12 protein-coding genes and 1 pseudogene are annotated in these 13,531 nt (G+C 42.5%); 9 read left to right on the top strand and 4 right to left on the bottom strand.

Annotation, left to right across the window (positions count from 1 at the left end; genetic code table 11):
• Positions 1–3: 3 nt before the first annotated feature.
• Positions 4–948: an L-threonine 3-dehydrogenase gene (locus tag M3593_RS00800; RefSeq protein WP_251540220.1), complete on the top strand. Its 945-nt coding sequence runs from the start codon at positions 4–6 to the stop codon at positions 946–948.
• A 34-nt stretch (positions 949–982) separates the two neighbouring features.
• On the opposite strand, the gene selD is transcribed toward M3593_RS00800, so the two are convergent.
• A complete protein-coding gene (selD, locus tag M3593_RS00795; RefSeq protein ID WP_285847871.1) occupies positions 983–2,083 on the bottom strand; it encodes a selenide, water dikinase SelD in 1,101 nt (366 codons plus the stop codon).
• A gap of 138 nt (positions 2,084–2,221) precedes the next feature.
• Here selD and M3593_RS24180 point away from each other — a divergent pair.
• Both M3593_RS24180 and selA read left to right on the top strand, forming a co-directional pair.
• A pseudogene (locus M3593_RS24180) lies at positions 2,222–2,404 on the top strand (Rdx family protein); the annotation flags it as partial.
• 154 nt (positions 2,405–2,558) lie between these two features.
• Positions 2,559–3,965: an L-seryl-tRNA(Sec) selenium transferase gene (gene selA / locus M3593_RS00790; protein WP_251540219.1), complete on the top strand. Its 1,407-nt coding sequence runs from the start codon at positions 2,559–2,561 to the stop codon at positions 3,963–3,965.
• A 38-nt stretch (positions 3,966–4,003) separates the two neighbouring features.
• Here the strand turns inward: selA and M3593_RS00785 are convergent, their stop codons facing one another.
• Positions 4,004–4,147: a small acid-soluble spore protein P gene (locus tag M3593_RS00785; RefSeq protein WP_079509097.1), complete on the bottom strand. Its 144-nt coding sequence runs from the start codon at positions 4,145–4,147 to the stop codon at positions 4,004–4,006.
• Positions 4,148–4,262: 115 nt separating this feature from the next.
• Here M3593_RS00785 and M3593_RS00780 point away from each other — a divergent pair, with 115 nt between their 5' ends.
• Positions 4,263–4,520: a DUF2524 family protein gene (locus tag M3593_RS00780; protein WP_144480824.1), complete on the top strand. Its 258-nt coding sequence runs from the start codon at positions 4,263–4,265 to the stop codon at positions 4,518–4,520.
• A 56-nt stretch (positions 4,521–4,576) separates the two neighbouring features.
• Here M3593_RS00780 and sspO read toward each other — a convergent pair whose 3' ends face one another.
• Positions 4,577–4,726, bottom strand: a complete 150-nt coding sequence (sspO, locus tag M3593_RS00775; RefSeq protein ID WP_144480826.1) for a small acid-soluble spore protein O — start codon at positions 4,724–4,726, stop codon at positions 4,577–4,579.
• Positions 4,727–5,059: 333 nt separating this feature from the next.
• Here sspO and acnA point away from each other — a divergent pair, with 333 nt between their 5' ends.
• Together acnA and M3593_RS00765 are read left to right on the top strand one after the other, a co-directional pair.
• Positions 5,060–7,768 (top strand): aconitate hydratase AcnA, encoded by a 2,709-nt coding sequence (gene acnA, locus M3593_RS00770; RefSeq protein WP_251540217.1) that lies wholly within the window; start codon positions 5,060–5,062, stop codon positions 7,766–7,768.
• A gap of 905 nt (positions 7,769–8,673) precedes the next feature.
• Positions 8,674–9,222 (top strand): hypothetical protein, encoded by a 549-nt coding sequence (locus M3593_RS00765; protein WP_251540215.1) that lies wholly within the window; start codon positions 8,674–8,676, stop codon positions 9,220–9,222.
• Between the two features lie 31 nt (positions 9,223–9,253).
• Here the strand turns inward: M3593_RS00765 and M3593_RS00760 are convergent, their stop codons facing one another.
• On the bottom strand, positions 9,254–10,540 hold the full coding sequence (locus M3593_RS00760) for an NCS2 family permease (RefSeq protein ID WP_144480832.1): 1,287 nt from the start codon (positions 10,538–10,540) through the stop codon (positions 9,254–9,256).
• A gap of 134 nt (positions 10,541–10,674) precedes the next feature.
• On the opposite strand from M3593_RS00760, the gene M3593_RS00755 reads away from it, so the two are divergent.
• The 3 genes from M3593_RS00755 (at position 10,675) to M3593_RS00745 (ending at position 13,409) form a co-directional block, all read left to right on the top strand.
• Positions 10,675–11,565 (top strand): LysR family transcriptional regulator, encoded by an 891-nt coding sequence (locus tag M3593_RS00755; RefSeq protein ID WP_251540213.1) that lies wholly within the window; start codon positions 10,675–10,677, stop codon positions 11,563–11,565.
• Between the two features lie 124 nt (positions 11,566–11,689).
• Positions 11,690–12,739, top strand: coding sequence for an S-methyl-5-thioribose-1-phosphate isomerase (mtnA, locus tag M3593_RS00750; RefSeq protein ID WP_251540210.1), 1,050 nt, complete (start codon positions 11,690–11,692; stop codon positions 12,737–12,739).
• A 148-nt stretch (positions 12,740–12,887) separates the two neighbouring features.
• On the top strand, positions 12,888–13,409 hold the full coding sequence (locus M3593_RS00745; protein ID WP_144480838.1) for a peroxiredoxin family protein: 522 nt from the start codon (positions 12,888–12,890) through the stop codon (positions 13,407–13,409).
• The last annotated feature ends 122 nt before the right edge of the window (positions 13,410–13,531 follow it).

Genomic DNA, 13,531 nt, shown 5'->3' with positions numbered 1-13,531 from the left:
AGAATGAAAAAGATTTTAATTACTGGTGCACTTGGCCAGATTGGTTCAGAATTAACAGTTAAACTTCGTGACATATACGGACAGGACAATGTCATTGCGACTGACATCAGACAGACTAATTCAGAAGCAGCAGTCAACGGCCCATTCGAGATTCTCGATGTCATGGATGCCAACAGGATGGCTGAATTGGCAAAAGAATACAATGTTGACACAATCATGCACATGGCTGCACTGCTATCAGCAACAGCTGAGACGAAGCCGGTTTTTGCATGGAACCTGAATATGGGCGGTTTAATGAACGCCCTCGAAACAGCAAGGGAACTGAACCTGCAATTTTTCACTCCAAGCTCTATCGGTGCTTTCGGTCCAAACACACCTAAAGACAATACGCCTCAGGACACAATTCAACGTCCTACTACGATGTATGGTGTGAACAAGGTTGCAGGAGAATTGCTTGCAGATTATTATTTCCACCGTTTTGGAGTTGACACCAGGGGAGTGAGATTCCCTGGATTGATTTCTTACGTCACACCTCCAGGAGGCGGAACAACTGATTATGCGGTTGAGATTTATTACGAAGCAATCAAAAATGGTAAATACAGCTCCTATATCAACAAAGGGACATACATGGACATGATGTACATGCCTGACGCGCTTGGGGCGATCATTGATTTGATGGAAGCAGACCCTTCTAAGCTCATCCACCGTAATGCTTTTAATGTAACGGCAATGAGTTTTGACCCGGAGCAACTTTCAGCTGAAATAAAAAAGCATATTCCAGAATTTGAACTGTCTTACGAAGTGGATCCAGTAAGACAGGCAATTGCTGATAGCTGGCCGAATTCAATCGATGCTTCTGCTGCTGCTGAAGAATGGGGATTCAATGCAAAGTATGACCTCGGGAGTATGACTGCCGATATGCTGGAAAAAATGAAAGTCAAATTATAATAAATGAAGAAAAAAGGTGAAATCAAATTTGATTTCACCTTTTTACATAAATCAGTTTATCCTGCTTTTCTGTGACTTTTCCTATGATAGCAGCTTGATTCAATCCTTTGTCTTGGAGTGCTTTTACATATTGAATGGCCTCATTCTCTGGCAGTGATACGAGAAGGCCGCCTGACGTGATTGCATCACAAAGCACCAATTGCTCTTCAGGAGATATGTCTGCATACTCGACATCATCCACTAGCCACTTATGATTTGACTTAGAACCTCCTGGCACAACGCCTTTTGCCGCCAATTCATATGTACCTTCCAGGACAGGAACTCTGGATAATTCAATCTCAAAGCTGACATTGCTGCCTCGTGCAATTTCACTTCCATGACCGAGGAGGCCGAATCCAGTAACATCTGTTACTGCATGAGGAGTGAAGCTTTTGAGCGCTTCAGCAGCGGATTTGTTCAATAAGGCCATTGTTTCGGTAACGGACTGTTCCTGTTCGGCCGTTACCACACCACGCTTAATTCCGGTCGTTATGATTCCAACCCCAATTGGTTTTGAAATGACCAGGACATCACCTGGTTTGGCGCCGACGTTTTTCCATATGGATTCAGGGTGTGCCAGACCTGTCACGGATAAGCCGAATTTAGGCTCCTGGTCATCGACTGAATGTCCGCCAACTGTAACGGCACCAGCTTCTTTCACTTTGTCACTCGCCCCTCTTAATATTTCTGCAAGCATATCCGGACCAAGCTTTTTGACAGGATATCCTACTATATTAAGAACAGTTTTGGGTTCTCCACCCATCGCATACACATCGCTTAGTGCATTGGCGGCAGCAATCTGGCCGAACATATATGGATCATCCACGATTGGGGTGAAGTAATCAATTGTTTGGATCAGGGCGATATCATCTGTCAGTTTATATACACCTGCATCATCGGATGTTTCATGTCCGACGAGCAACTCAGGAACAGGTTCCTGTTCAGGTAATAGACGCAGAACCTGCGTCAAGTCCTCTGGACTGATTTTACATCCTCAGCCAGCTTTTGTTGACAACGAAGTCAAACGGATTTTTTCATGTTCACTCAACCTTATCACCTCAACAGAAAGTATACTCCTTCTTGTTTTTAAAATCATCCTTAAGCTACTATTATTTGCACAGAGTCAGACTTTACACTAAAATTACAGTAATTATATATATATTTGCAAGGGGGATTTTTAATGGAGAAGTATCAAGTCGCCGTCGAATTTTGCATGATGTGAAATTATGCACCAAAAGCCGCGAGTCTCGCGGAAGATTTATTCACGCATTTTCGAAGCCAAATAGAAAAAATGGAACTGATACCAGGTTCCAAAGGAGCTTTTGAGGTTACGGTTAACGGAAAACTTCTATACTCCAAACTTGATACAGGCTTATTTCCGGATGTCGACGAAATCATAAAGCAAATAGAAGCATAAATATTGCCTGGCAGCTGCCAGGCATTTTTTTAAGCTGCAGGATGCAATATTGCTGTAATTTCACAAGACTTAATTCACCTGATTGAAAAAATTACGATTGGATATTAATGATATAATGGAACAATGTAGATTTGTTTTGTGGGGGCATGCGAGCATGAAAGAATTGTTGAGAGCCTTGCCTGCAGTACATGAACTGCAGAAAGATACAAGGTTTACGGATTTAATTGACCAGTATGATCTCGATGAAGTCTATCTGACTGATGTGATGAAATCAGAAATAGATAGGATAAGGAAAGAACTGCTAAGAGGGAATTGGGCAGGGGCAGAACCAGGGACAGAAGCATTTATAGACCAAATCTTTGAAGCTGTTGACCGTTCTGCAGCTGAACGATTGGAATATACACTTAAAACTGTCATTAATGCTACCGGAACCATTTTGCATACAAATTTAGGCAGGGCCCGATTGAGCGAGAATGCCATAAAGCATGTAGTGGAAACAGCTATGAACTATTCCAATCTTGAATATAAGCTAGATGAAGGCAAACGCGGGTCACGGCACAGTCATGTGGAAGCATTGGTCAAGGAAATTACAGGTGCAGAAGCGGCTATGGTCGTCAATAATAATGCTGCTGCTGTTTTTATCATTCTCAGTGCGCTTGCACGAGGTAAAGAGGTTATCGTTTCGCGTGGACAACTTGTGGAAATTGGCGGTTCCTTCCGTATCTCTTCGATAATGGAAGAAAGCGGAGCGAGATTAGTCGAAGTAGGGACAACAAATAAAACCCATCTATACGATTATGAGAATGCGATTTCAGAAGAAACATCCATGATACTGAAGGTCCATACAAGCAATTTTAAGATATATGGCTTTTCGAAAACCGTAGAAACCGAAGAGTTAGCACAACTGTCAAATAAGCACGAAGATGTCATTTTTTACGAAGATCTAGGTAGTGGTGTTTTATATGATTTTCAAAAGCATGGTATTGGGGAAGAACCTGTTGTTAGTGAAGTGCTCAGAATGGGAGCGGATATCGTATCATTCAGCGGGGATAAATTGCTGGGCGGTCCGCAAGCTGGTATTATCGCTGGAAAAAAAGAGCTTATCGATCAACTGAAAAAGCATCAGCTGGCCAGGGTCGTAAGAGTTGATAAAATGACGCTGGCAGCACTCGAAGCAACTTTGATGGATTATCTTAAGGGCGAAAAGGGAATGGGCAATATCCCGACTCTTCGGGATTTACTTGTGCCTTTAACGGAACTTGAGGCAAGGACTGAAAAATTTGTCAAGTCTATCCAATCTTTTGGCGGAAAATTAAATGTAAATATCACAGAAGGGACTAGCCAGGTCGGCGGGGGAACAATGCCAGATGTCGAGCTGCCTGCCTGCCTGGCCAGCATCAGCCACCCTGAAGTAAGTGCTGAACATATTGCGAGAAAGCTTAGGACAGAACATTCACCAGCCATCATAGTGAGAATTCATAAAGAAGAGGTGCATGTCGACCTTCGTACCGTTACCCCGGAAGAAGAACAGCAGCTATTGGACGCGCTCAAATTAATATAGCATGATGGCTGCCAGATTATTTGGCAGCCATTTGTTTTTTACATATCGTGGCCAGAATTGTGCTTTTGGCGAGTATGGTTGCGGTTTTTTACCTTTTTGGATCCGCTTAGTGGAGCAGGCTGGCTGTCTTGGTCACCCTTGGGAGCATTTTTGCGCATATCCTTGGAATCGTTTTTGTTCATTGCTCATCCCTCCTGATTTTAGGATTAGATTTTCACTTGAATTTATACTGAATAAATAACTTTTAAATGTGCAATTTAACGGTATAGATTTTACTACATCAGGAGGAAATCACACATGCCTTACAATAAAGATAAACAACAAGCCTTCCAGGCAGCTCAGCAAGGGTTTGAAGACGCACAAGGTCTTTATTCGGAAATTGTCCGTGATTCAGCAAGCTATGGTCACCAGTTAAAGCACCTTAAAAATGAAGTGAATGAAGCATTTCAACAAATTGAAAATGCTCTTGAAACCGCTTCTGAACATCAAAGGGGACAATTAGAAAGGTTCCAGCAGGATCTCAGAAGCATCGTGAACGAAGTGAATATGGAATAAAAGTTGAAAGCGGAAGGTGTTCCTTCCGCTTTTTCATATACCAGGCATGTTATTATTTATTGATTCTTTTTACGCTTCTTATTATTTTGTTTTTCAAGCTCGGTCATAGGTTCATTTGCCATTTCTTCATTGAATCCCGCACCATTTCCCTGAGCTTTTGCAGCATTTGCTCCGGGAATGACATGATTTGCTTTTCTTTTTACCACATGAATCACCTCCATCTGTCATATTTTTTCCCATTACACACTGCGTAATCCTGCTTTTTCACTTTTGTAAAATAGTTTTTGATTGACTTGGATTAAATTAGGAAACAATATTCCTCTTTGATAAAATAACAGAAAGTTTGTTTTTAACATGTTTATAATTTTTATAATAAGGAAAACTTATCAATCGCAATAACTTTCTTGTTATTTACTTATATACAAGGTTATATTAATATGAAATTGTGAGAAAAGTTAGGATGGAATACAAGATTCAAACTTTTCGACAATTACTTTTATTTAGTTTATGATGTTTACGTAGAAGAAGGGGGTAAACATATGTCAAACCAAGATGTTTTTAACGCCCGCAGTTCATTTGAAGTTGACGGGAAACGCTATCATTACTATAGCCTGGCAGCATTAGAAAATGCTGGAATCGGCAATGTATCAAAACTGCCTTATTCTGTTAAGGTATTGCTTGAATCCGTGCTTCGCCAGCATGATGGCTTTGTGATCACAAAAGAGCATGTTGAAAATCTAGCAAAATGGGGAACCAGCGAAGTGAAAGAAGTGGATGTGCCGTTTAAGCCTTCACGTGTCATTCTTCAGGACTTCACTGGTGTACCAGCAGTCGTTGACCTAGCTTCTCTAAGGAAAGCAATGGCTGACATGGGTGGAGACCCAGACAAAATCAATCCTGAAAAGCCGGTTGATCTAGTCATTGACCACTCTGTACAGGTTGATAAATACGGAACTCCAGACGCACTTAATGTGAACATGGAACTTGAATTCGAACGTAATGCTGAACGTTACCAGTTCTTGAGCTGGGCACAGAAAGCATTCGACAACTACCGCGCTGTTCCGCCGGCAACAGGTATCGTTCACCAGGTGAACCTTGAGTACCTTGCAAACGTTGTCCACGCTGTAGAAAATGCAGATGGGGAATTCGAAACATTCCCAGATTCATTAGTAGGTACAGACTCTCATACTACAATGATCAACGGTATTGGCGTTCTTGGATGGGGCGTAGGCGGTATCGAAGCAGAAGCTGGAATGCTTGGCCAGCCTTCATACTTCCCAGTACCAGAAGTAGTAGGTGTTAAATTAGTAGGAGATATGCCGAACGGCGCTACTGCAACAGACCTTGCACTTAAAGTGACTCAGGTTCTTCGCAGCAAAGGCGTTGTTGGCAAATTCGTCGAGTTCTTCGGACCTGGCGTAGTGACGCTTCCACTTGCTGACCGTGCGACTGTTGCAAACATGGCACCAGAATACGGCGCTACTTGCGGATTCTTCCCAGTAGATGGAGAAGCATTGGATTACATGCGTTTAACTGGCCGCCCAGAAGACCACATTAAAGTAGTTGAGGCATACTGCAAGGAAAACGGATTATTCTTCGATCCTGCTTTAGAGCCAGTTTATACTGATGTAGTAGAAATCAATCTTTCTGAAATCGAACCTAACCTGTCTGGTCCAAAGCGTCCGCAGGATTTAATTCCACTTTCTGCAATGCAGAAATCCTTCCAGGAAGCATTGACTGCTCCTGCAGGAAACCAGGGATTCGGACTTGGCAAAAAGGAAATCCAAAAACAAGCTGTTGTTGAATTCGCAAATGGCGATACAACTACTATGAAAACAGGTGCTATCGCGATTGCTGCGATCACTAGCTGTACAAATACATCTAACCCATACGTACTTGTAGGTGCAGGTCTTGTTGCCAAGAAAGCTGTTGAGCTAGGAATGGAAGTTCCTAAGTTTGTTAAGACTTCATTGGCACCTGGTTCAAAGGTAGTAACTGGATACCTTCGCGATTCAGAATTGCTTCCTTACCTTGAAACTCTTGGTTTCAACCTTGTTGGTTATGGATGTACAACATGTATCGGTAACTCTGGTCCATTAAAGCCAGAAATCGAAAAGTCTGTTGCTGAAAGCGATCTTCTAGTAACTTCAGTACTTTCAGGCAACCGTAACTTCGAAGGACGTATCCACCCGCTTGTAAAAGCAAACTACCTGGCTTCACCGCCATTGGTTGTGGCTTACGCACTTGCTGGTACAGTGGACATCGATCTTCAGAATGACCCTATCGGAAAAGATAAAGATGGCAATGATGTATTCTTCAAGGATATCTGGCCATCAACTGCAGAAGTGAACGAAGTCGTTCACCGCGTTGTAACACCTGAACTATTCCGCAGAGAGTACGAAACTGTATTCACTGACAACGAAAAGTGGAATGAGATCCAGACAAATAGCGATCCGCTATACACTTTCGATGAGGATTCAACTTATATCGCAAACCCTCCATTCTTTGAAGGTTTGACTCCAGAAGCTGGAGAAGTTGCTCCATTGAACAGCCTTCGTGTTGTCGGCAAGTTCGGTGATTCCGTCACAACTGACCATATTTCTCCTGCAGGTGCGATCGGCAAAGATACACCAGCTGGAAAATACCTTCGCGAAAAGGGTGTAGAGCCACGTGACTTCAACTCTTACGGTTCACGCCGTGGTAACCACGAAGTCATGATGCGCGGAACATTCGCGAACATCCGTATCCGCAACCAGATCGCTCCTGGCACAGAAGGCGGCTTCACGACTTACTGGCCAACGAACGAAGTCATGTCCATCTTTGATGCTTGCATGAAGTACAAAGAGCAAGGCACCGGCCTTATGGTTATTGCAGGAAAAGATTACGGAATGGGATCATCCCGTGACTGGGCTGCAAAGGGTACTAACCTATTAGGCATCAAGACTGTTATCGCTGAAAGCTTCGAGCGTATCCACCGTTCAAACCTTGTATTGATGGGCGTTCTGCCACTTCAATTCAAAGCTGGTGAAAACGCTGAGACTCTTGGCCTGACAGGCAGAGAATCATTCGATGTCCAGATCGATGAAAAGGTTCGTCCGCGCGACATCATCACTGTGACAGCTACTGACGAAGAAGGCAACAAGAAAACTTTCGAAGCGCTTGTCCGTTTCGATTCAGAAGTAGAAATCGATTACTACCGTCACGGCGGCATCCTGCAAATGGTTCTTCGCGACAAATTAAAAGCGTAAATTAATACATCTAACCCCCTGGTCCTTACGAGGAACAGGGGGTTTTTTAGTATATGTGGAATTAGCACCGCGGGGATTTGTTATGATGCTTAACATTTTAAAAAGATCTGATTTATTTTGATAGCTTTCGCCTGAAGAAGCTGAACCTGTAAAAAGGATGAGGTTATCTTGACAGGTTTTCGAGTGATTGGGTTGAACCTGTCAAGATAATGGGGTTATCTTGACAGCTTTTCGAGTGATCGGGTTGAACCTGTCAAAATAATGGGGTTATCTTGACAGCTTTTTGTGTGAAGAAGCTGACCCTGTCAAAAAAACGAGGATATCTTGACAGCTTTTCGAGTGATTGGGTTGAACCTGTCAAAATAATGGGGTTATCTTGACAGCTTTTCGAGTGATTGGGTTGAACCTGTCAAAAAAACGTGGTTATCTTGACAGCTTTTTGAGTGAAGGAGCTGACCCTGTCAAAAAAACGTGGATTTCTTGACAGCTTTTTGAGTGATCGGGCTGAACCTGTCAAAATAATGTGCTTATCTTGACAGCTTTTCGAGTAATCGGGCCAAACCTGTCAAAAAAACAGGGTTATCTTGACAGGTTTTCGAGTGAAGGAGCTAAACCTGTCAAAATACTGGTTTTGCCAGGTGACAAGTATCTGTCAGCAAGCTAGCTTTATATTGGAAGCGGTTTTCACCTGGTTACGTTATGGTTTTCTTCACTTAGTACTCCTGTTAATAGAATAAAACTTCTATTAAACATAGTTCCCACCACTATTACACCAGAGGAAATTTATCTTTTCCACCTATCCTACAAAATTCACGAAAACTTCTGATAAATCGACAAACTCTCCTATTGAAATTTGCTGCCAAAGAGGTATGTTTAAGGTAGGTGGAACATAAGGAGTGATTTCTATGGGCCTTGTATCAATAGTAGCAAGAGAAGATTTTATTTCATTGGTTACTGATTTGGGGATACAGCAGATGACTGATGACATCCATTTCAAAGAATTGATACCGGATACAGCGTTCATTGCTTTTTCAGGTGATGAGGAATATGCGGTGATGGCAGCAGATGCCGCTGAAACCCTTATTAAACAAGGATTCAGTCTCAGAGAACTGGCTGAATCAATCCAGTCATCAATCAATAATCCTTTGCTTCCTGCAGATGGCCGTCCCTTTGAGGCGGTGGTGGCTGGTTACTCTCAAAAAGGTAAAGCTCAATATCACATCATTTCCAACATAAAGCCGCTTGAATCCTATTATCCTGGCACTGGTGAGAGTCTCTATTATGTAAATGGCTACGAACCGATGCTTGTCCTTGAACGGTTATTGAAGATGTATGGAATGGGGACAGTTGACCAGGCACAGGCAGCTCAGATCCATCTGCTGCAAGAAGCTTCCAAGTTTATTCCGAATGTTTATATGAATCCTTCATCCTATATTCTAAAAAGAGCAAACTAAAACAGCCCTGGACCCAGGGCTGTTTTTCTCATTATAGAGCATATTGCAAAACAAAGTTACCCAGGAACAGCAAGGCAATCATATAGAGTGCAGGCTGGATCTCCCGGCCTTTCCCCATTAATAGCTTCATTAAGGGATAAAGGATAAAACCAATCGCCATTCCGTCTGCAATGCTATATGTCAGCGGAATCAGGACAATGATCAGCAGAGCAGGGAAGCTTTCAAGTAAATCATCGAGCTTGATGTTGGTAATATTCTGCAGCATTAGTACACCTATTAAAATTAAGACAGGAGAGACTGCGCTTTCCGGTACCATTTTAATAACAGGGATTAATACAATGGACGCCAGGAATAGGACACCAGTTACGATGCTCGTTAATCCAGTCCGTCCGCCAGCAGCAATTCCGGCAGCACTTTCGACAGATGCAACGGTAGGGCTAGTCCCGAAAATTCCGGCTGTGGCTACTGAAATTGCATTTGCCTGTAAAGCTTTCCTGGATTTTTGTGTCTGGTTTAGCATCTTTGTATGTCCATGGATCAAGCCAATATTTTCGAAGATAACAACCATTGCCAATGAAAAAGCAGTAAGCCAAAAAACAAAATCACCCGCTTTGGCAAACGACATTTGACCAAACACTGCCATATACCCTTTGAATGATGGCATACTCCATGACGCTCCATCACCCTTGAAATCACCAAAAATCAAGGCAAGTGCTGCTGTGAATGCGATACTTAGCAAAAGGTTGCCGGGCACATTTTTAATGAATAATACGACAGTGACAACCAATCCGATCAAAGTGATGAGGGCTGTTGAACTGCTGAGGTCTCCGATTGCAAGTAAAGTATGTTCCGAACTTGTAATGATTCCGCTATTATCGAAACCGATCAGGATTAAAAGGATGCCGATGCCAACAGTGATGGCTTCCTTAAGGGAATCAGGAATGGACGAGACAATCGTTTTTGCCAGTGGAGTGAAAGCTAATAACATGAAAATGACCCCGGAAACAAACACCATGGCAAGTGCTTCCTGCCATGCAAAGCCCCCTGACTGTACGATTGTGTATGTAAACATCGCATTCAGCCCCATTCCCGGAATCACCAAAATAGGTGTATTGCTCCAGAAACCCATGAGCAGGCAGCCAGCGAAAACGGTCAAAATGGTGGCAATGATTCCAGCTTCCAAAGGAATTCCAGCTGCTGACAAAATGGTAGCATTGACAATGATGATATACACAACAGTTATATAAGAGATCAGGCCAGCTGAAAACTCTTTTCCGATTGTTGTATCATGTGCTTTTAATTGAAATAATTTATCCATTTTTTCTCCTCTCTCTTTATATAGATAAATTTTTTCGCTTTGAAACGAATGAAAATATCGTAACATAGACAATTGGTATATTGAAAATATATAATTTATATATTAATCATATCTTTTTTAAATAGAGGGATTACATGGATATTAGACAAATGCGTTATTTCATTGCGATTGCGGAGGAAAAAAACATCACAGCGGCTGCACATCGTCTTCATATGTCACAACCTCCGTTAAGCCTTCAATTGAAACAAATGGAAGAAGAATTGGGAGTAATGCTCGTTGAACGGCATGGAAAGAAACTGGAGCTGACTGATAAAGGAACATTGCTTTACCGGCATGCGCTCAATATTGTCCATTCATTTGAGGAAGTAAAAAATGAACTTCAAGAAACCGATGAAGGCAGGAAAGGGAATTTATCAGTGGGAATCAATACTCTTTCCGTTCCGCAGTTTCCGGAATGGCTTGACGAATTCCATTCTTTGTTTCCTCTGGTTTATTTGCGTATTGTCCAAAATGATTCTGCCTACCTGGCTGAACTTGTAAGAAATCGCTCTATTGAATTGGGGCTTGTCAGACTTCCCTTGTCTCATCATGATTTAAGTTATCTTCATTTGTATAATGAGCCATTTGTGTTTGTTTGCAGGGAGAAGATTGATGAAAGTATATCATTTGAAACCATCAGCAGGTTCCCGCTCATCCTTCCTTCGACAGAGGGACTTGGGAGCTATAATATCATCCATGAGGCCATAACAAAAGCGCAGCTGCCGGTGCAGATCATTTCTGAATGCTCAGACATGAATGTCCTGATGAAGCTGGTTTCTTCAGGGATTGGCGCGACCATCGTTCCTGAATCGGTATTCCGGTCATACGGCCAAAATAATTTGTATGCCAGAGAAATAACAGATTCGACCCTGACTTCATCGATAGGGTTAATCTGGCTGAAGCAGCACCATCTATCCCGGCCAGCACGTAATTTCATCGAACTGGTGAAACAGCGGCTTGGTATTCATGATCATAACATTGATTGAGTGCATCTTATATTTATAAATATGAAAACTACGCCCACTTAATATTTCACTTGCTCAATGCCTGAAAATTGGTAAAATGATATTTAGTTTCAGAATTGTCGTAAAAGGCAGAAGGAGGAGCAGCATGGAAGAGATATTTTTACAGTCAGTAAAATTTGACGGTGAAAAGCTTTATATATTGGACCAAACAAAACTTCCACAGGTGACAGAATTCCTGGAAATCACGGATATAGAGGATGTATGGGACGCGATTAAACAGCTAAAAGTCAGAGGGGCTCCAGCAATTGGCATTGCAGCTGCCTACGGACTGGCACTTGCCATCAAAGACGCACCTGAGTCAGACTTCGAGAGATTTTATGAGTATTTCAAGGAAAAGGCAGATTATCTAGCCACCTCCCGGCCGACTGCAGTCAATTTGTTCTGGGCTCTAAATAGGATGGATGTACGGGCGAAGGCTGAAAACGGAAAACCAGTATCGAGTATTAAGAAATTGCTGATCGAAGAAGCTCATACCATTCGCCAGGAAGATGAAAATGTCTGCAGCTCCATAGGTGAAAATGCGTTAAGCTTATTTCAAGATGGGATGACGGTCCTGACTCACTGTAACGCAGGCGGGATTGCGACAGCAAAGTATGGAACGGCCCTGGCCCCGATTTATTTGGCGAAGGAAAGAGGCATGGATATAAAGGTATTTGCCGATGAAACGCGCCCATTGCTGCAGGGAGCCCGACTGACCGCCTGGGAGTTGATGCAGGCTGGGATCGATGTGACTCTGATAACTGACAGCATGGCGGCCATGGTAATGCAACAAGGCAAAGTCCAGGCAGTCATTGTCGGCTGCGACCGCGTTGCCGCCAACGGCGATGTCGCAAATAAAATTGGTACTTACGGTGTTGCCTTACTGGCAAAAGCCCACAATATTCCGTTTTACGTGGCAGCGCCGTTATCAACCATCGATCTTGAAACCAAAACAGGTGAAGACATTCCAATTGAAGAGCGTGCTGCAGAAGAAATCACTGCCGGATTCGGGAAAGCAACTGCTCCTGAAGGAGTCAAAGTTTTCAATCCAGCCTTTGATGTCACACCTCATCATTTAATAACAGCCATCATCACCGAAAAAGGAATCATGCGCGGAAATTACAGCGAGGAATTGCCGCGTCTTTTTGAAAAATAATGAGGAAGACCGCCGGAGATATGATCTCCGGTTTTTTATTTGCAACGATATAGTTCACACAATCATCATATATTCTGACATATCCACTTTCATTATCTTAGTATACTTGGGATAACCTACTTGTAACTAAGTCTAAGGAGGGTACTTCATGATTAAAAAGGCGATTGGTGCTGGGATTCTTGCTGGATTGCTTTTGTTTGCTGTTTATCAGCATTTTTATAAGGCAGATGACCCTGACGCCATTCAGGCTTCAACCACATCTTCTGGCATCGATATTGGTTTGATGGCACCACCTTTTACCTTAAAAAACCTTGCAGGGGAAAAGGTTGATCTTAAGGAATATAAGGGCAGGAAGATTATGATTAACTTTTGGGCTACATGGTGCCCGCCATGTAAAGAGGAAATGCCTGCGATGGAGAAGTTTTACAAAAATCACTCAGAGGAGATAGAAATTCTCGCCATTAATCTGGATCCTCAAAATGATGTAAAAGCATTTGCTGAAAAAAATAAGCTGTCATTTCCGATCTTGCTTGATGCATCTGGCACGACACAGCAGACATACCAGATTGTTTCAATTCCGACTACCTATATTATTGACGAAAATGGAGTGATTTTAAAAAAGCATATTGGTTCCATGAGTTATGAGCAAATGGAAGAACTGTTAAAATGACACATCAGGTACCCTTCCTGGTGTTTTTTTATGGGAAAAATTGCATGGGGAGTACCCGGAAAATAAGGGTATGAATAAAATACGATTAAATTTTCAAAAAGTTGTAATAATTGCAACCGTTT

The organism is Mesobacillus sp. MER 48 (assembly GCF_023714225.1).
GTDB lineage: Bacteria > Bacillota > Bacilli > Bacillales > Cytobacillaceae > Mesobacillus > Mesobacillus oceanisediminis_A.
The sequence above is the reverse complement of the archived record's forward strand: the minus strand, read 5'-3'. Positions and strand labels throughout refer to the sequence as shown.